The organism is Streptomyces kebangsaanensis, from assembly GCF_001906585.1.
Classification (GTDB): domain Bacteria; phylum Actinomycetota; class Actinomycetes; order Streptomycetales; family Streptomycetaceae; genus Streptomyces; species Streptomyces kebangsaanensis.
Genome location: NZ_JUJA01000122.1, coordinates 46,592 through 65,079 on the forward strand (window position 1 = coordinate 46,592; position 18,488 = coordinate 65,079).

The window sequence follows — 18,488 nt, forward strand, 5'->3', positions numbered from 1 at the left end:
TCTCGCGTACGGCGGCGGCGATCTCGGCGGCACTGCGGCCCACCCAGTTGGTCACGGGCGCTCCTCGGAAGGGGATGAAGGGGGTGAAGGGGGTGAAAAGGACGGACGGGGGGCGGGCAGGGTACGGACAGGGGCGTACTGACGAGTACGCACAGAGAACTCTGCCCCGCCCGGACGCCCCGCGTCGAGAGGCCCCGCGGCCGCGCGGTTGGAGCCGTGTGCGGAGGGGGAACCGTACAGCGCGCCGGCCCCCGCGACCGTCACCCGCACCGGGCGACCACCCGTTGACGTACGACCCAGGGAGCGCCTCTCATGCATGACGACCGCACCCTCGTCGAGGCCCGCCTCCGGCGGGTGCTCGACGAGCGCATCCGCCCCGCCGTGTACCCCGAGTCCGTCCCGCTGGAGGTGGCGGTGTGGCATGCGCCCGGGGAACCCGTCCCGGTCGCCGAGGGGCTGGCCGCCGAGCCGGAGCCGGTCGAGGCGGGCGCCCGGTGGGGTGCTCCGTGGGGCACCAGCTGGTTCCGGGTGACCGGGACCGTGCCCGAGGACTGGGCCGGCAGGACCGTCGAGGCGCTGCTCGACCTCGGCTTCGACGAGAACATGCCCGGCTTCCAGTGCGAGGGCCTCGTCCATCTGCCCGACGGAACCCCGGTGAAGGGCCTGAGCCCGCGCAACCAGTGGGTCCGCATCGGCGCCCCCGTCGCGGGCGGCGAGGAGGTGCGCCTGCACATCGAGGCCGCCGCCAACCCGGTGATCCTCGGCAACGCGCTGTTCGGCGACGAGGAGACCGCGGGCAGCGAGCCGCAGTACACGCTCGCCCGCATGGACCTCGCCGTGTTCGACGAGACCGTGTGGCAGCTGGTGATGGACCTCGAAGTGCTCGGCGAGCTGATGACCGAGCTGCCGGCGGACTCGCAGCGCCGCTGGGAGATCCTGCGCGCGGTGGAGCGGGCGCTCGACGCGGTCGACCCGCAGGACGTGAACGCCACGGCCGGGCGCGCCCGCGCACACCTCACCGACGTGCTCGCCGCTCCCGCCGCCGCCTCCGCGCACCGGATCAGCGCGGTCGGGCACGCGCACATCGACTCGGCGTGGCTGTGGCCGCTGCGCGAGACCGTGCGCAAGGTGGCCCGTACGGCGGCCAACATGACCGCCCTGCTCGAGGACGAGCCGGAGTTCGTCTTCGCCATGTCCCAGGCCCAGCAGTGGGCGTGGCTGAAGGAACACCGGCCCGAGGTGTGGGCCCGGGTGAAGAAGGCGGTGGCCGGCGGACGGTTCGTGCCGGCCGGCGGCATGTGGGTGGAGTCGGACACCAACATGCCCGGCTCGGAGGCGATGGCCCGGCAGTTCGTGCACGGCAAGCGGTTCTTCCTCGACGAGTTCGGCATCGAGAACGACGAGGCCTGGCTGCCCGACACCTTCGGCTTCGCCGCCGGACTGCCGCAGATCATCAGGGCGGCGGGCTCCAAGCGGCTGCTGACGCAGAAGATCTCCTGGTCGCGGACCAACAGGTTCCCGCACCACACCTTCCTGTGGGAGGGCATCGACGGCACCCGGATCTTCACCCACTTCCCGCCCGTCGACACCTACAACTGCTCCCTGCACGGCAGCGAGATCGCCCACGCGGCCCGCAACTTCAGGGAAAAGGGCGCCGCCCGGCACTCCCTCGCACCCACCGGCTGGGGCGACGGAGGCGGCGGCACCACCCGCGAGATGGTCGCCAAGGCCGCCCGGCTGCGCGACCTGGAGGGCTCGCCGCGCGTTCAGTGGGAGACCCCGCGGGCCTTCTTCGACAAGGCCGAGGCCGAGTACCCCGAACCCCCCGTCTGGGTCGGCGAGCTGTACCTGGAGCTGCACCGCGCCACCCTCACCAGCCAGGCCGGGACCAAGCAGGGCAACCGGCGCGGCGAACACCTGCTGCGGGAGGCGGAACTGTGGGCGACGACGGCGGCCGTACGGAACGGATTCCCTTACCCGTACGAGGAGTTGGACCGGATCTGGAAGACGGTGCTGCTCCACCAGTTCCACGACATCCTGCCGGGGTCCTCCATCGCCTGGGTGCACCGGGAGGCACGGGCGACGTACGAGCGGATCGCCGCGGAGCTGAACGGGATCATCGAGGCCGCCCAGCGCGCGCTGGCGGGCGAGGGCGGGACACCGCTCCTCTTCAACGCGGCCCCGCACGCCCGCGCGGGCGTCCCGGCAGGCGGCGCCGCCACCCCGGCCGGCCGGTCGGGCCGCACGGAGCTGACGGCCCGCGAGGGCGGCGGACACGTCCTGGACAACGGCCTGCTGCGGGTGGAGACCGACGCCCGGGGACTGGTCGTCTCGGTGTACGACATCGGCGCCGACCGCGAGACCATCGCCCCGGGCCGGGCCGCGGGCCTCCTCCAGCTCCACCCCGACCTGCCGAACATGTGGGACGCCTGGGACGTGGACGAGTTCTACCGCAACACCGTCACCGACCTCACCGACGCCGAGTCGGTCACGGCCGGCGAGGACGAGGAGGGTGCCTCGGTGCGGGTCGTGCGGTCCTTCGGGGCGTCCGGCGTCACCCAGGTGCTGTCGCTCCCGGCGGGGGAGCGGCGGCTGGTGCTGGACACGGAGGTGGAGTGGTTCGAGACGGAGAAGTTCCTCAAGCTGGCCTTCCCGCTGGACGTGCACGCCGAACGGTACGCGTCCGAGACCCAGTTCGGGCACTTCTACCGGCCCACGCACACCAACACCTCGTGGGACGCGGCCAGGTTCGAGGCCTGCAACCACCGCTTCGTGCACCTCGAAGAGCCCGGCTGGGGCGTGGCGATCGTCAACGACTCGACGTACGGCCACGACGTGACCCGTACGGTCCGCACCGACGGCGACCGGGGGACCACCACCACGGTCCGGATGTCCCTGCTGCGCGCCCCGCGCTTCCCGGACCCCTGGACCGACGAGGGCGTCCACCGCTTCCGGCACGCCCTGGTGCCCGGCGCGGACATCGGGGACGCGGTGCGCGAGGGCTGGCGGATCAACCTGCCCGAGCGGCGGCTGACCGGCGCCGGGGAGGTGGCCCCGCTGGTGGCGGTGGACGAGGACGCGGTGGTCGTGACGGCGGTGAAGCCGGCCGACGACGGCAGCGGTGACGTGGTGGTCCGCTTCCACGAGGCCCACGGGGGCCGGGCCCGGGCGACGCTGACGGCGGGGTTCGAGGTCGCGGACGTCACGGTGACGGACCTCCTGGAGCGGCCCCTGCCCGAGGCGGAGGCACCGGAGCGGGACGGAGACCGGATCGCCCTGCGGCTGCGGCCGTTCGAGCTGATGACGCTGCGGCTGCGGCGCGCGTGACGCCGCTGCCCGCGCCGGCCGGCAGGGCCACGATCCCGGTTGCGCCCGCAGCCACTCCTCCGCCTCGCCCACGTGCGCCGCCGCGGCCGCCCGTGCCGCCTCCGGGTCGCGGGCGCGGAAGGCGCGTGAGAACAGGCCCTCCGGGGGCACGGCCGGAGGCTTTTCCACCGCGGCCAGGTGGCCGGGACCGATCCGCGCGGCGGCCGGGAGAGGCCGGCGACCACGCCGAAGGTCTCCAGCAGCTCCCCCGCCTCCAGCGGACCCTCGGCGATCACCGCCCCGATCCGCTCGATCGCGCGCCGCGTCACCGTGCGCCGCAGGTCGGCCACCCCTGTGGTCCGACCACTACGGCTGAAAAGCAGGAGGACTTGGCTTCGAGGGGTGTTGCGTGCGCGCAGTGGCCCGACAACCATGCGGGCAACCCGACCGAAAGGCTCTCCGTGTCCCCGACACCCGCCCGTATCACCGCGGTCGACACCTACGACATCCGCTTCCCCACCTCGCGCGAGCTCGACGGCTCCGACGCCATGAACCCGGACCCCGACTACTCGGCGGCCTACGTCGTGCTGCGCACGGACGCGGACGGCGGGCCCGAGGGACACGGTCTCGCCTTCACCATCGGGCGGGGCAACGACGTCCAGACCGCCGCGATCGGGGCACTGCGCGGACATGTCGTCGGACGGGACGTGGACGGGGTCTGCGCGGATCCGGGAGCGGTCTTCCGCGCCCTGGTCGACGACAGCCAACTGCGCTGGCTGGGCCCCGAGAAGGGCGTGATGCACATGGCCGTCGGCGCGGTCGTCAACGCGGTGTGGGACCTCGCCGCCCAACGCGCCGGCAAGCCCCTGTGGCGGCTGCTCGCCGAGGCCGACCCCGAGTGGCTTCTCGCCCAGATCGACTTCCGGTACATCACCGACGCCCTCACCCCCGAGGAGGCACTGCGGATCCTGCGCCGGGGCCGGGAGGGCGCCGAGGAGCGCACGGCCCGGCTGCTGGCACAGGGGTTCCCCGCGTACACCACCTCCGCGGGCTGGCTCGGCTACGGCGACGACAAGCTCACCCAACTCGCCGCGCAGGCCGTCGCCGACGGCTTCACGCAGATCAAGCTGAAGGTCGGCGCGGACCTCGACGACGACATACGCCGCTGCCGGGTGGCCCGCGCGGCCGTCGGCCCGGACGTCCGCATGGCGATCGACGCCAACCAGCGCTGGGACCTGGCCGAGGCGGTCCGCTGGACCAGGGCGCTGGCCGAGTTCGACCCGTACTGGATCGAGGAGCCCACCAGCCCCGACGACATCCTCGCGCACGCGGCCATCCGCGAGGCCGTCGCCCCGGTGAAGGTCGCCACCGGCGAACACGCGCACAACCGCGTCGTCTTCAAGCAGATGCTCCAGGCCGGCGCCCTCGACATCCTCCAGATCGACGCGGCCCGCGTCGGCGGGGTCAACGAGAACCTGGCGATCCTGCTGCTCGCGGCCAAGTTCGGCGTGCCGGTCTGCCCGCACGCGGGCGGCGTCGGCCTGTGCGAACTCGTCCAGCACCTGTCGATGTTCGACTACGTGGCCGTCTCCGGCACCACCGAGGACCGGGTCATCGAGTACGTCGACCACCTGCACGAGCACTTCCTGGACCCCGTGGTGATCCGCGACGGCCACTACACGGCCCCCACCGCCCCGGGCTTCTCGGCCACCATGCGCCCCGAGTCCGTCGAGCGGTACACCTACCCCGGCGGCACCTACTGGGCCGCCGACTCCGACCGGCGGAAGGGGACCCCCGCATGAGCGACTTCGACGGACTCAGGGCGCTGGTGACCGGCGGCGCCTCCGGCATCGGCCGGGCGACCGCCGAACTCCTCGCCGAACGCGGCGCGCGGGTGGCCGTCCTCGACCTGGACCCGTCGTCCGTGGAGAAGCCGCTGACCGGTCACCGCGCCGACGTCACCGACGACACGTCCGTCCGCGAGGCGGTGGCGGCCGCCGCCACCGACCTCGGCGGACTCGACGTACTGGTCAACAACGCGGGCATCGGCGCCCGGGGCACCGTGGAGGACAACGACGACGAGGAGTGGCGCCACGTCTTCGACGTCAACGTCCTCGGCATGGTCCGCACCGCCCGCGCCGCCCTGCCGCACCTGCGCGCCTCCGCGCACGCCGCGATCGTCAACACCTGCTCCGTCGCCGCCACCGCGGGACTGCCGCAGCGCGCCCTCTACAGCGCCACCAAGGGTGCCGTGTACTCCCTCACTCTCGCCATGGCCGCCGACCACGTCCGCGAGGGCATCCGCGTCAACTGCGTCAACCCCGGCACGGTGGACACTCCGTGGGTCGCACGCCTGCTGGACGCCGCCCCCGACCCGGCCGCCGAACGCGCCGCCCTGCGGGCCCGCCAGCCCACCGGCCGCCTGGTCACCGCCGCCGAAGTCGCCGCGGCCATCGCCTACTTGGCAAGCCCGCTGTCCGGTGCCACCACCGGCACCGCCCTCGCCGTCGACGGCGGCATGCAGGGCTTGCGACCGCGCCCGGAGGGCCGGTGAGCACCCTGGGGAGGAGCGGCGTCGAGGTCAGCGCCCTCGGGTTCGGCGCCGCCGCCCTCGGCAACCTGTACGCGCCGGTCGGCGAGGAGCAGGCGCGCGCGGCCGTGGCCGCCGCCTGGCAGCAGGGCATCCGCTACTTCGACACCGCCCCGCACTACGGCCTCGGCCTGTCCGAACGCCGCCTGGGCGCGGCGCTGCGGGAGCACCCGCGGTCGGCCTACGCGGTGTCCACGAAGGTGGGCCGCCTCCTGGAGCCGTCGGACGGGGACGGGGACGATCTGGCCCACGGCTTCGCCGTGCCCGCCACCCACCGCCGGGTGTGGGACTTCAGCGCGGACGGGGTACGGCGCGGGCTGGAGGCCAGTCTCGAACGGCTCGGCCTGGACCGCGTCGACGTCGTCTACCTGCACGACCCCGACGACCACGCCGAGCAGGCCTTTCGCGAGGGCTACCCGGCACTGGAGGAGCTGCGGTCCCAGGGCGTGGTCGGCGCCATCGGGGCGGGCATGAACCAGGCGGAGATGCTGACCCGGTTCGTCCGTGACACGGACGTGGACGTGGTGCTGTGCGCCGGCCGCTACACCCTGCTCGACCAGCGGGCCCGGACCGAGCTGCTGCCGGCGGCCGCCGAACGGGGCGTGTCCGTTGTCGTCGGCGGCGCCTTCAACTCCGGCCTGCTGGCCGATCCCAGGCCCGGAGCGACGTACGACTACACCCGCGCGCCGGCCGGGTTGCTGCACCGGGCCCGGCGCATGAAGGCGGTCGCCGACCGGCACGGCACCACCCTGCGAGGCGCCGCCCTGAGGTTCTGCGCCGGGCACCCGGCCGTGGCCGCCGTCCTGGTCGGGGCCCGCTCGGCCGACGAAGTCCGCGACTGCGCCGAGCGGTTCGCCGCACCGGTGCCCGCCGCCTTCTGGCGGGAGCTGCGGGAGACCGGCCTGCTGCCCGCCGCGGGGGAGCGGCCGTGACCGTCGACGCCCACCACCACGTCTGGGACCTGACCGTCCGCGACCAGGACTGGATCACGGGCCCCGAGCTGGAGCCGCTGCGCCGGAACTTCACCGCCGACGACCTCCGCCCGCAGACCCGCGCCGCCGGAGTCGGCCGCACGGTCCTCGTCCAGACGGTCACCGTGCCCGAGGAGACCCCCGAGTTCCTGGCCCTGGCGGACGGACACGACCTGATCGCGGGCGTGGTCGGCTGGGTCGACCTCACCCGCCCCGACGTCGCCGGTGAACTCGCCCGCCTCCGCGAACTGCCCGGCGGCCGTCGTCTCAAGGGCATCCGCCACCAGGTCCAGGCCGAACCCGACCCCCGGTGGCTGCTGCGCCCCGACGTGCACCGGGGCCTGGCGGCCGTCGCCGACGCGGGCCTGGTGTACGACCTGGTCGTCACCCCCCGTCAGCTCCCGGCCTGCGCCGAGGCCGCCGCCGGCCACCCGGGCCTCACCTTCGTCCTGGACCACCTGGGCAAGCCGCCGATCGCCTCGGGCGCACGGGAGCCCTGGGCCACGGCCGTCCGCGCCCTGGCCGCCCTGCCCCACACCGTCTGCAAGCTCTCCGGCATGGTCACCGAGGCCGACCCCGCCGGCTGGACCACCGCCGACCTGCGCCCCTACGCCGACGTGGTCCTGGACGCCTTCGGCCCGGACCGCCTGATGTACGGCTCGGACTGGCCGGTGTGCACCCTCGCGGCGAGCTACGCGGACGTCCTCGCCACGGCCCGCGACCTGACCTCGGTCCTCACTTCCTCCGAACGCACGGCGATCTTCGAGGGCACGGCCACCCGGGTGTACGGCCTGTGACGAGGGCCGTTCACGACCGCTGCGCGGTCTCGGCCAGCCGGGTCGGCGGCAGGAACTCCCTTACGTAGGTGCGATCCCAGCAGGCGCCCGTCGCGCGCAGCTCCCGCCAGCTGGTGTAGCGGTAGCGGAACAGGCGGGCGCGGACGTAGCGCGGCGGCTCGTCGGGCGGGAAGGGGGAGCGGCGCAGCAGTCCGAGGGTGTCGCGGTCGTTCTCCAGGAGCCGTTCCACCATCGCGCCGAACCAGGCGCCGGCGTAGGCCGGGGACAGCGCCGCGAACCACATCATCCAGTCCAGGCGCAGATGGTAGGGCGCGAACTGGCGCGGCCAGTGCCGGGGATCACCGGGCTTGCCCCGGAACTCGTACTCCCGCCAGTCCGCGTCCTCGCGCGGTGTGTCGTCCCGCGTGCCCTCGACCACCACCTCGTAGCGGACACGGCTGATGCTGCCGAACGCGCCGTAGGTGTTGACCAGGTGCAGCGGGTCGAAGGAGCGGTTCATGACCTGGCGGCGGGAGATCATGTTCAGCACCGGGCGGTGGCTGAGCACGACCACCAGCGCGGCGACGGCGAGCACCACGACCTCGTACCACAGGGGCGCGGCCGGCACGGACGGCGGACTCGCCGGGAACCGGACGGCCGACAGCGCCAGCACGATCGTGATCCAGTTCAGCCAGGAGAAGTTCCCGGACAGCACCAGCCACAACTGGGTGACGATCATCAGCGCGGCCCCGGCCGTGGCGATGGGCTGCGGGGTGAACAGCAGGAACGGCACCACCAGTTGCGTGACGTGGTTGGCGGCCGTCTCGGCCTTGTGCAGAGGTCCGGGCAGATGGTGGAAGAACCAGCTCAGCGGGCCCGGCATCGGCTGCGTCTCGTGGTGGTGGTGCAGACAGGTCAGCTTCCGCCAGCACTCGTCGCCGCGCATCTTGATCAGTCCGGCGCCGAACTCGACGCGGAAGAGGATCCAGCGCAGCAGGAACAGCACCACGACGGGCGGGGCCACCTCGTCGTTGCCGAGGAAGACCGCCAGGAAACCGGTCTCCAGCAGCAGCGACTCCCAGCCGAAGCCGTACCAGGTCTGCCCGACGTTGACGATCGACAGGTACAGCGCCCAGGGCACCAGCCACAGCAGCATCCCGCCCCACAGCGGCACCCACGAGTCCAGCCCCGCGACCAGCGCCGCCGACACCGCGCACCCGGTCCACGCGACCGCCGCGAAGAGCCGGTCGGAGTAGCGCAGGTGGAACAGGCTCGGCGCCAGCCGGAACGGCACCCGCTCGACGAAACGGGGGATCGGCAGCATGCCGCGCTCGCCGAGCAGCGCCCGGAACTGCAGGGCCGCCGTCAGGAACGCGACCAGATACACCGCGGCCAGCGCCCGCTGGAAGACCAGCCGGCTCAGCCAGTAGTCGGGTGCGGTGAACCATCCCACGGCCGTGCGCTCCTCTCCTCCGGCGCGGCACCGGACCGCGGCCACGGCCCGTGTCCCCTCGCTCGCCCGGGTGCTTCCGGCGAGCGAGGGGGAAACGAGTGAGGCACATAATGGTGACGGGCCCCGGCTACCCCATCCCCGGCTCGAAGAATCCGACAAACCCTGGCAAGGTGTCGCCCATGGCCGAACAGGGAGCGTCCGCCCTGTCACTCCCGGAGGACTGGCCGGCCCATCCGGACCCGATCCTGGCGCTCAACCGCATGGGCAGCTTCGACTGGGACCTGGACGCCGGGCTGGTGCACATGGATGCCCAGGGCCACCGGATCTTCGACATCACCCCCGAGGAGCACGACGGCCGTCCGGGCACCCTGGGCGACCGGCTGCCGGGCGCCGAGCGCGAACGCCTGGACGCGCTGGTGGCCCAGGCGATGAAGGACGGGAGCGAGAACTACGGCACCTACGTCCGGTTGCGCCGCCGCGACGGCAGCCTGCGCTGGACCCACGTCCAGGGCTACATCCGCCGCGACGGGACGGGCCGCCCGCGCAGGATCATCGGCATCCTCCGCGACGCCACCGAGGAGCTCGGCGAGATCGCCGCCCGCCGCGAGCGGGCCGCCCAGGACGCCGCCCGGCGCGAGCAGACCAACGTCGTGGAGACCGCCACCGCCGCCCTCGCCCACGCGCGCACCGTCCAGGACGTCATCGACGTCGTCAAGGACACCCACGGACTGGCCCTCCTCGGGGCCAGGAGCCTGGTCCTCGGCCTGGTTGAGGCCGGCCGCATCCGGCTCGTCGCCGAGGGCCCCGAGGGCACATCGGTGCCCGGCACCGACGTCACCCGGATCGACGAGCCCTACCCGATGAGCGAGGCCGTACGCACCCTCAGCCCCCGCTTCATCGAGTCCCCGGAGGACTTCGCCGAGCGCTACCCCGTTCTGTGGCCGCACATCACCGGCCTGAACATCACCTCCGCCGCCTATCTGCCGCTGATCGCCCACGCCCGCCCGATCGGCGGCATGGGCCTGCTCTACAGCGACCGCCGCGGCTTCTCCCCGGAAGAGCGCAACGTCCTGGTCGCCCTCGGCAGCAGCATCGCGCAGAGCCTGCAGCGGGCCATGCTCTTCGAGCAGGAGAAGGACCTCGCCCAGGGCCTGCAGCAGGCCATGCTGCCGCGCACCATCCCCAGCGTGCCCGGCGCCGACGTCGCCGTCCGCTACCGCTCCGGCTACGCGGGCGGCTCCCTCGGCCGGGACATCGGCGGCGACTGGTACGACCTGATCCCGCTGCCCGGCGGCCGGGTCGGCGCCGTCATCGGCGACGTCCAGGGCCACGACACCCACGCCGCCGCCGTCATGGGCCAGCTGCGCATCGTGCTGCGCGCCTACGCGGCCGAGGGCCACACACCGGCCACCGTGATGGCCCGCTCCTCCGTCTTCCTGCACGAACTCGACACCGACCGCTTCGCCACCTGCCTGTACGCGGAGGCCGACCTGTCCACCGGCATCGTCCAACTGGTCCGCGCCGGGCACATCGACCCGCTGGTGCGACTGGGCGACGGCAACTGCCGCAGGGTCACCGTCGACGGCGGCCTGCCGCTGGGCCTGTCCGCCGAGTTCGGCAGCCTGGAGTACCCGGTCAGCACCATGGAACTCGACCCCGGGCAGTCCCTGGTGCTGTGCACCGACGGCCTGGTCGAACAGCCCGGCGCCGACCTCGACGACGGGATGCGCGCCCTCATCGGGTCCGTCGCCGACGGACCCGAGGACGCACGGGAGCTCGCCGACCGGCTCATGGAACTGGCCGAGGAACGCGGCGGAGACGACGACGTGGCCCTGCTGGTGCTGCGCCGCCGGGCGCTGACCGAACAGCAGCCCGCCGGCCGGCTGCAGTGGCACGTGGCTCCCGGCGACCCCGAGGACCTGGCCCAGGTCCGGCACATGGTCCGCAACGCGGTCCGTTCCTGGGGCGCCCGGGAGCGGTCGTACGAGATCGAACTCGTGGCCGACGAACTGATCACCAACGCCCTGATGCACACCGAGGGCGCCGCGGTCGTGACCCTGCGGGTCCTCAGCGGCACCGACCGGCGGCTGCGCATCGAGGTCGAGGACTCCGCCAGCACCCTGCCGCACCGCCGGGATCCGGGGGAGCAGGGGCTCTCGGGGCGCGGTCTGCTGCTCGTGGACCGGCTCACCGACGTGTGGGGCGTGGAGGCACGCGGCGGCGGCAAGTGCCTGTGGTGCGAGTTCGTGGTACCGGAGGAGCGGAGCTGAGGCGTCTCGCCGGCACCGGAGAAGAAGAGCGGCCCGCGGGTGCACGGACGGAGGAAGGAGGGGAGAGGAGGGAACGGAGGGGACAGGGGGCTCAGCGGGCGTCCAGGGTCACCAGGCGCTGTCCCTGCGCCGTGCGTACTTCGAAGCGGTCGATGTCGCCCGTGTGCATCGACGTGCCGCCGGCCATCCTGTGCGCCCGGCCGTCGTGCGCCGACACCTTCCAGGTGGTCACCGTCTGCTCCGAGCCGTCGCGGCCGAACACGACCAGCCGGCAGGAGTGGGGCCCGGCCCCGTCCCTGACCTGCACCTCGATGTCGCTGCCCCAGTCCCGGTCCGCGGCCCTGACCTCGGCCCACACACCGGTGCCCGTGTCGGTGGCCGCCACCTGAAAGGGCCCGTCGTGGTGCCCGGCGACGGCCATCACCGCCGGACCGCCCACGGCGAGCACCACCGAGGCGGCCAGGCCGTACAGCAGGCGCCGCCGTCCGGCCCGGCGCCTGCGCGCCACTTCACCGACCAGCCGGTCCAGCAGCCTGGGGCCGGGCTGGGTCATGGGGTGCACGAAGCGCGGCGTGGCCCTGCGGTACAGCATCAGCTGCCGTGCCGTCGGTCCGAACTTGGTGACGTGCGCCGCGCAGCGAGGGCACTCCATGAGGTGGTCCTCGAAGCGGAAGGCCTCCGCCTCGTCCAGCACGCCGAGCGCGTACGCGCCGACGTCGCCATGCCTTTCCAGGGACCTCATGCCGAATCCTCGTGCCTATGTGTGTGGGTGGGGTTACTCCTTGCTCCCACCCGTACGCAGCGCACTGCCGAATCACTCAAGACACGCACCGAATCGTAATCAAGAGGTTCGGAGCGGCCGGGCCCGCGGATTGGTCGGAATCTAAAAAAGATGGATGGCGAGATGTCCGAGGGGCAGTCCGAGCTGCCAGGCGGGCGTCCACACCTGCGGTCCCTCGTCCTCGCCGGTCGCCCCCGCCACGCCGCCCGGCACCGCGTCCAGGTCGGGTGCGAGCAGCTCGGTCTCCTCCAACCAGCGCCAGGCCGCCTCGGCCAGCGCCAGGTCGGGGGAGCGCGCCCCGCGGGCGTGCGCGTCGGCCGCGAGGTCGGCCATCCGCTCGCACACCCAGTCCTGCCACGGCTGGTCGTACGCGGTCAGCGACAGCCAGGTCTCCAGTTGCGTGACCACCTGGATGCCGGAGAGCTCACCGCCGGTGTCGGAGAGGAAGACGGTGAGCGCCAGCGCGTCCCGTCCGGCGCGGAACTCGACGGACGTCGGCGGCATCAGGTCGCCGGTCCGCAGCAGTTCGTCGGCGATGTACTCGGCGTACAACCACGCCATGGGGACGGCCAGTTCACCGCCGTCGTGGCCGTCCGTGCTCTCTTGCCCTCTGTGCTGCATCCCTTCCTGCCTTCCTCCGGTGCGTGCTCCTGGCCCGGCCCCGGATGGGGGCCTCGTCCGGAACACGGATGAGGACAGCCGATTACTCAACGGAGGTCCGCAGCAAGGCGCTTTGCGAAGGCTTGACCCTGCGGTCGGTTTCACCGCAGGTCGGCCGCGTAGCCCGGGAGCATCCGGCGCAGGGCGCGCAGCGCGTAGAACGCGCGGGACTTCACGGTACCGGGCGGGATCCCAAGCGTCCGGGCGGCCTCCGCCACACTCGCCCCCTGGAAGTACACCAGCACCAGGACTTCACGGTGCTCCGGAGTGAGAGTCTTCACAGCCTCCCGCACGTCGAGCATCGCGGCGGCCCGCTCGGCGTGGTCGGCGATGACCCGCGCGTTCTCCAGGTCGGCGTCCCCGACCTCCGGCGGCCGCGCCTGCCGGGCCCGGCGCGCGTCGATGGCGAGCCGGCGCGCCACGGTCAGCAGCCAGGGCCTTACGGAGTCGAAGGCGTCGGTGCGCAGCGCCTCGGGGTGCTGCCAGGCGCGTACGAGCGTCTCCTGCAGCAGGTCCTCGGCGCGCTGGCGGTCGCCGTCGCACAGGCGCAACAGCAGCGCGAACAACGGTCGGCCGTGCTCGCGCTGCAGGGCGGCGAGTTCGTGCTCGGCGGTCGTCGTGGCGTGCGGGAGAGTGATTCCGGCCGTCATGGCCGTATGGCATCGCAGGGGGCCGTGCGGGGACAGGGCACGCACACCGCTGTGCGGCGGACGGTCGATCGCGTCGACGAACGGTTCGACGAACGGTCGTCCGTCCGCCCCTCGACGTCCACCGGACGAGCCAACGGCGCGCCGATCCCGTTTGCGGAGGCCGTCAGATTCGTACTCATTTGTCTGTCCATACGACCGCTGTGGGGTGAACCGATGATCGCACGCAGACGGCAGGTGGGTCTGGTCGTGACGGCCCTCCTCGCCGCGGCCGCCGCCTGCCAGAACCATCACAGGGAACAGCAGCACGCTCCGCCCGGACGCCCGGCCCCGTCGGCCTCGCGCGCCGCGGCGGAGCCCGGCCCTGCGGCGCCCGGCGCGTTCACGCTCGTCGCCTCCGGCGGCATCCTGCCGGACTCCTCGGTCGTCGACAGGGCCGGCTTCGACGGAGGTGGCGTGGGCTACAACTTCCGGCCGGTGTTCGAAGGCGTGCGATCCGCCGTCTCCCGGGCCGACCTGGCGCTCTGCCACCTGGACGCCGTGTTCGGCGCGAACGCCCCCTACGCCGGCGCTCCCCCCCATACGTTCGTGTCCGAACTGGCGCAGGCGCTCGCCGCGACAGGCTACGACAGCTGCTCCACCGCCTCCGAACACACCCTGGACGCCGGCGCCGACGGCGTCTGGCGCACCCTGGACGCCCTCGACCGCGCGGGGGTGCGGCACGCCGGATCGGCACGCAGCGAGGCCGAGGCACGCGGCACGCTCCTGCGGGCAGGCGGCGCGATGGTCGCCCACCTGGCCTACACCGCCGGCTCGAACGGCCCGTTCCCGCCCGGGCAGCCGTGGGCGGTCCGCCTGATCGACGGGGACCGGATCGCCGCCGACGCGAGAGCCGCCCGCGCGGCGGGCGCCGACATCGTGGTCGTGTCCCTGCACTGGGGCCCGGCCTGGCAGGAGGCGCCCGACGAACAGCAGCTCGCCCTGGCCCGGCGACTCACCGCGTCGCAGACCGGCGGCCGGCCCGACATCGACCTGATCCTCGGGACCCACGCCCACGTTCCGCAGCCGTACGAGAAGGTCAACGGCACCTGGGTGGTCTACGGCCTGGGCGACCAGGTCGCCGGGCAGCCTGCCGACCAACGCGGCCCGCGGGACCCGCGCGCCCACCAGAGCACCCTCGCCCGCTTCACCTTCGCCCCGCCCGCCCGGTCGGGCGGACGCTGGGAGGTGGCCCGGGCCGAGTTCGTCCCCGGGGTGTTCGACCCGGACGCCGGCCGGGTGGTGAACGTGGGCGAGGCCGTCGCCCGGGGCGCCGACCTGCAGGGCGTACTGGACCGGATCCAGACCGTGGTGTTCGGCCGGGGCGCGGCGAAGGACGGGCTGATGATGGGGCGGTGACGGCGGTCGGTCGACGCCCACGCGGTCGAAGAGGGCGAGCATCTCGCCGAGGACGCGCGGACAGGCCCGTACGTCGGCCTCCGTCGGATCGCCCCGCCCCGGCGCGGCAGCAGGCGCTCACGGGCGAGCACCGCGGTGATCGCCGCCCGGCCCGCGTCCGTGAGCCGGATCAGCGACGAGCACCGGTGGGCCGGGTCCGGCACGCTCTCCACCAGGCCGCGCGCCGCCGCGTCGTTCACCATGCGCCGCACCGTCCCCGACGGCCGCTCCGTGACGGTCGAGGGCACCGCGCACTGCCCGAACACGGAGAAGCCCGGGGCCTTCAACAGGATCGTCACGGACTTCCTCCGCGTGCTCCCGCCCGGCGCCCGTCCCGTCAGCGCCCGGCCAGCTCCGAGCGCTTGTACGAGTACGTGAAGTAGATCACGCACCCGATCAGGAACCACACGGCGAACCGCACCCAGGTCTCCCACTTCAGGAACGTGATCAGCCAGATCGAGAAGACGACACCCAGCGCCGGCACGAACGGCATCCACGGCGTACGGAAGCCGCGCGGCAGGTCCGGCTGCCGGTAGCGCAGCACGATCACCGCCGTGCACACCACCACGAACGCCAGCAGGATGCCGATGTTGGTCAGTTCGGCCGCCTCCGCGATCGGCAGGAAGCCGGCGATGGCGGCCGACGCCACCCCGACGATCCACGTCACGCGCGTCGGCACGTGCCGCGTGGGGTGCGTCTTCGCGAACCACTTGGGCAGCAGCCCGTCCCGGGACATGGAGAACCACACCCGGGTCACGCCCAGCATGAACGTGAACATCACGGTGAGGATGCCGATGATCGCGCCCACCGCGATCAGGTCCGCCAGCCGGCTCAGCCCCACCGACTTGAACGCGGTCGAGAAGCCGCTCTCCTTGTTGATGTACTTGTAGTTCTGCATGCCGGTCAGCACCAGACAGGCCGCCACGTACAGCACCATGGCGATCGCCAGCGAGTAGATGATCGCCTTCGGCATGTGCCGCCGCGCGTCCTTGGACTCCTCGGCCGCCGTCGACATCGCGTCGTAGCCGAAGACCGCGAAGAACACCGTCGCCGCACCGGTGAACGCCCCGCTCACCCCGTAGGGGAAGAACGGGTGGTAGTTGGCGGTGTCGATGTGGAAGACGCCGACCAGGATCACCACCAGCACGACCAGCACCTTCAGCCCCACCACGAGCGTCTCGAAACGGGCCGCGCTGCGGATGCCGAGGGTCAGCAGCCAGGCGATCAGCAGACACAGGACCGCCGCGAACAGGTCCACCTTGTGCCCGGGGCCGGTGCCGGGCGCGCCCAGCATCCAGGCCGGCAGATGCGCGCCCATGTCCTCGACGAGGAAGCTGAAGTAGCCGGAGATGCCGATCGCGACCACCGCCACGATCGCCGTGTACTCCAGCAGCAGGTCCCAGCCGATGAACCAGCCGGCGAACTCGCCGAGCACCGCGTAGCCGTAGGTGTAGGCCGAGCCCGCCTTCGGGATCAGCCCCGCGAACTCGGCGTACGACAGGGCGGCCGCCGCACTGGCCACGCCCGCGATGAGGAAGGACACCAGCACCGCGGGTCCCGCCGTGCCGTTGGCCACCGTACCGGCGAGGGTGAAGATGCCGGCGCCGATGATGCCGCCCACGCCGATCGCGGTCAGCTGCCACAGCCCCAGCGACCGCTCCAGCCGCGGACCCTCGCCGGCTTCCGTCTCCTCGATGTGTTCGATGGGTTTGCGGCGCAGAATGCCCTCACCCGCCCGGAGTCCGGCCATGTGCCTCACCTCTTCGCCTACGGCAACGGCTGACGGCGGACGATGATGGCTCAGCACCGCCGGGTCGGGGAAGGCCGCCACGTACGCGGCCGGACCGCGACGAGGCGGCGGCCGGTCCGCCCCACGGGGCTACGGCACCACCGTCACCGGCCATCGTCCCGCCTTGACCAGGCGGACCGCGACCGAGCCGACGATCCGGTGGCCGGCCTGCTCGGACGCGCCCACCACCACCGCGTCCGCCTTCAGCTCGTCGGCGGCCCGCACCAGACCGTTGTACGGGTCGCCGCTGAACGTGTGGAACTCCCAGCGGACCTCGAACGTCCCCTTCAGCCGCTCGGCCGCCTCCCGGATCTGCCGCACGAGGTCCTCGGCGATCTCGTGGGTCGTGCCGGCCACTGGCGCGCCCAGCGCCGCCCCCGCCGTCAGCGCCGGCTGCACGTACACCACGGCGAGCAGCGCGCCCTGCCGCCGGGCGAGACCGGCGGCGTACGCGGCGGCCCGCATCGAGGAGTCGGAGCCGTCCATGCCGACGACGATGACCTTCGGCCCGTCCGTGCCCCGCTCGAACCGGTGCACCCGCCGCTCGTCCCGCCCGTGCTGCTCGTGCTGTTCCGCCACGCCGCGAGGCTATCGGAACCCCCGCCTCCCGCCCCGGGCGGGGACCTCCCGGCGGGCGGCCCGCGCGCGGTGTTCCTACAGTCGGAAGCATGAGCGCCACCCCCTCGGAACCATGACCACCACCGCCGGCGCCGCCCCGCCCAGGGGCGCCGCCGAACCCGCCCGGCCGCCGAAGCGGAACCGGTTCCTCGGCAAGGTGCCGGAAGGCTTCGCCACCTTCTTCGGCGCCCTGGGACTGCTGTGCGCGCTGCTGGACCTCATCGCGCCGCTGCGCGTCCTGCTGCACCCGCTCGTCCGCGTCCTGGACCTGCTCCTGGTCCCGGTCAGCGTCAACCTCGCCTACGCCGTCTTCCTCTTCCTGCTGGCCGGCGCGACCGCCGCCCGCAAGAAGGTCGCCTGGTGGCTGGTCGTCGTCTACCTGGGCCTGGTGATCCTCGGGGACGTCGTGGGCCTGGCGGCCGGCGAGTACGCCGAGTCGGCGCCCTCCCTCGTCCTGTGCGGCCTCGCCCTGCTGGCGCTGATCGCGGCCCACGGGGAGTTCTACGCCGCCTCCCGCCGCGGCTCCTGGTGGCGGGCGCTCGCCGTGCTCGTCGCCGGGCTCGCCGTGGCGGTCCTGGTCGGCTGGGGCCTGGTCGCGCTCTTCCCCGGCACGCTGCCGCCCGGCCTGCACCTGGCGTGGTCCGCCAACCGGGTCATGGGCGGCCTGGTCTCCGCCCGTGACTTCAACGGCCACCCGCCGCGCCCGGTGTCCTTCCTGCTCGGCCTGTTCGGCGCGCTCGCCCTGCTCAACGCCGCCGCCACACTGTTCCGCTCCCAGCGCCTGGAGGCGGCCCTGCACGGCGACGAGGAACTCCGCATCCGCGCCCTGCTCAAGGCCTACGGTGAGGACGACTCCCTCGGCTACTTCGCCACCCGCCGCGACAAGGCCGTCGTCTTCTCACCCAGCGGCAGGGCCGCCGTCACCTACCGCGTCGAGGCCGGCGTCTGCCTGGCCAGCGGCGATCCCGTCGGCGACCACGAAACCTGGCCGCGCGCCATCGCCGCCTGGCTGGACGTGGCCCGCCGCTACGCCTGGACACCCGCCGTCATGGGCGCCTCCGAGGAGGGCGCCACGGCCTACGCCCGCGCCGGACTCGGCGCCCTCCAGCTCGGCGACGAGGCCATCGTGCACGTCGCCGGCTTCGACCTCGACGGCCGGGACATGCGGGTGACCCGGCAGGCCGTGCACC

At 73.2% G+C, this 18,488-nt stretch carries 15 protein-coding genes and 1 pseudogene; 9 read left to right on the forward strand and 7 right to left on the reverse strand.

The features are described 5' to 3' along the window. The first annotated feature begins 312 nt into the window (after nt 1-312). A complete protein-coding gene (locus RH94_RS18470; protein WP_073948668.1) occupies nt 313-3,327 on the forward strand; it encodes an alpha-mannosidase in 3,015 nt (1,004 codons plus the stop codon). Between the two features lie 30 nt (nt 3,328-3,357). Here the strand turns inward: RH94_RS18470 and RH94_RS46700 are convergent. Beyond that, a pseudogene (locus RH94_RS46700) lies at nt 3,358-3,740 on the reverse strand (hypothetical protein); the annotation flags it as partial. A gap of 27 nt (nt 3,741-3,767) precedes the next feature. On the opposite strand from RH94_RS46700, the gene RH94_RS18475 reads away from it, so the two are divergent. From RH94_RS18475 to RH94_RS18490, 4 genes are read left to right on the forward strand one after another with little or no spacing between them, the layout of a single operon-like run. Continuing rightward, entirely contained in the window at nt 3,768-5,108 is a 1,341-nt protein-coding gene (locus RH94_RS18475) for an L-fuconate dehydratase (protein WP_073948669.1), read from the forward strand. Then, nucleotides 5,105-5,860 (forward strand): SDR family NAD(P)-dependent oxidoreductase, encoded by a 756-nt coding sequence (locus tag RH94_RS18480; protein ID WP_073948670.1) that lies wholly within the window; start codon nt 5,105-5,107, stop codon nt 5,858-5,860. The genes RH94_RS18475 and RH94_RS18480 overlap by 4 nt, the downstream gene beginning before the upstream one ends. Next, nucleotides 5,857-6,828 carry an aldo/keto reductase gene (locus RH94_RS18485; RefSeq protein ID WP_073948671.1) on the forward strand — a complete coding sequence of 324 codons (972 nt, stop codon included), beginning with the start codon at nt 5,857-5,859 and terminating at the stop codon, nt 6,826-6,828. The genes RH94_RS18480 and RH94_RS18485 overlap by 4 nt, the downstream gene beginning before the upstream one ends. Further along, on the forward strand, nt 6,825-7,664 hold the full coding sequence (locus tag RH94_RS18490) for an amidohydrolase family protein (RefSeq protein ID WP_073948672.1): 840 nt from the start codon (nt 6,825-6,827) through the stop codon (nt 7,662-7,664). Before RH94_RS18485 ends, RH94_RS18490 begins: the two co-directional genes overlap by 4 nt. A 10-nt stretch (nt 7,665-7,674) precedes the next feature. On the opposite strand, the gene RH94_RS18495 is transcribed toward RH94_RS18490, so the two are convergent. Then, entirely contained in the window at nt 7,675-9,096 is a 1,422-nt protein-coding gene (locus RH94_RS18495) for a lipase maturation factor family protein (protein ID WP_073948673.1), read from the reverse strand. Between the two features lie 179 nt (nt 9,097-9,275). Here RH94_RS18495 and RH94_RS18500 point away from each other — a divergent pair, with 179 nt between their 5' ends. After that, the gene (locus tag RH94_RS18500) at nt 9,276-11,366 is read left to right on the forward strand and encodes a SpoIIE family protein phosphatase (RefSeq protein ID WP_073948674.1); all 2,091 of its coding nucleotides are present in this window, start codon (nt 9,276-9,278) and stop codon (nt 11,364-11,366) included. Nucleotides 11,367-11,457: 91 nt separating this feature from the next. Here RH94_RS18500 and RH94_RS18505 read toward each other — a convergent pair whose 3' ends face one another. The 3 genes from RH94_RS18505 to RH94_RS18515 all read right to left on the reverse strand — a co-directional run bounded on the left by RH94_RS18505 (nt 11,458) and on the right by RH94_RS18515 (nt 13,457). Next, a complete protein-coding gene (locus tag RH94_RS18505; RefSeq protein ID WP_073948675.1) occupies nt 11,458-12,108 on the reverse strand; it encodes a zf-HC2 domain-containing protein in 651 nt (216 codons plus the stop codon). Nucleotides 12,109-12,249: 141 nt separating this feature from the next. Further along, on the reverse strand, nt 12,250-12,768 hold the full coding sequence (locus RH94_RS18510) for a hypothetical protein (RefSeq protein WP_073948676.1): 519 nt from the start codon (nt 12,766-12,768) through the stop codon (nt 12,250-12,252). A 140-nt stretch (nt 12,769-12,908) separates the two neighbouring features. After that, entirely contained in the window at nt 12,909-13,457 is a 549-nt protein-coding gene (locus RH94_RS18515; RefSeq protein WP_073948677.1) for a sigma-70 family RNA polymerase sigma factor, read from the reverse strand. A 213-nt stretch (nt 13,458-13,670) separates the two neighbouring features. Between RH94_RS18515 and RH94_RS18520 the strand changes: the two genes are divergently transcribed. Both RH94_RS18520 and RH94_RS43815 read left to right on the forward strand, forming a co-directional pair. Further along, nucleotides 13,671-14,852: a CapA family protein gene (locus RH94_RS18520; protein WP_073948678.1), complete on the forward strand. Its 1,182-nt coding sequence runs from the start codon at nt 13,671-13,673 to the stop codon at nt 14,850-14,852. A 159-nt stretch (nt 14,853-15,011) separates the two neighbouring features. After that, nucleotides 15,012-15,269, forward strand: a complete 258-nt coding sequence (locus tag RH94_RS43815) for an alpha/beta fold hydrolase (RefSeq protein WP_158073069.1) — start codon at nt 15,012-15,014, stop codon at nt 15,267-15,269. Here RH94_RS43815 and RH94_RS18530 read toward each other — a convergent pair. Continuing rightward, nucleotides 15,229-16,641, reverse strand: coding sequence for an amino acid permease (locus tag RH94_RS18530; RefSeq protein ID WP_073948680.1), 1,413 nt, complete (start codon nt 16,639-16,641; stop codon nt 15,229-15,231). The genes RH94_RS43815 and RH94_RS18530 overlap by 41 nt on opposite strands. A gap of 129 nt (nt 16,642-16,770) precedes the next feature. Then, nucleotides 16,771-17,259: a universal stress protein gene (locus tag RH94_RS18535; protein ID WP_073948681.1), complete on the reverse strand. Its 489-nt coding sequence runs from the start codon at nt 17,257-17,259 to the stop codon at nt 16,771-16,773. 112 nt (nt 17,260-17,371) lie between these two features. Between RH94_RS18535 and RH94_RS43820 the strand changes: the two genes are divergently transcribed. After that, nucleotides 17,372-18,488, forward strand: a 1,117-nt coding sequence (locus RH94_RS43820; RefSeq protein ID WP_234425864.1) for a phosphatidylglycerol lysyltransferase domain-containing protein, incomplete at its 3' end; no start/stop codon positions are given.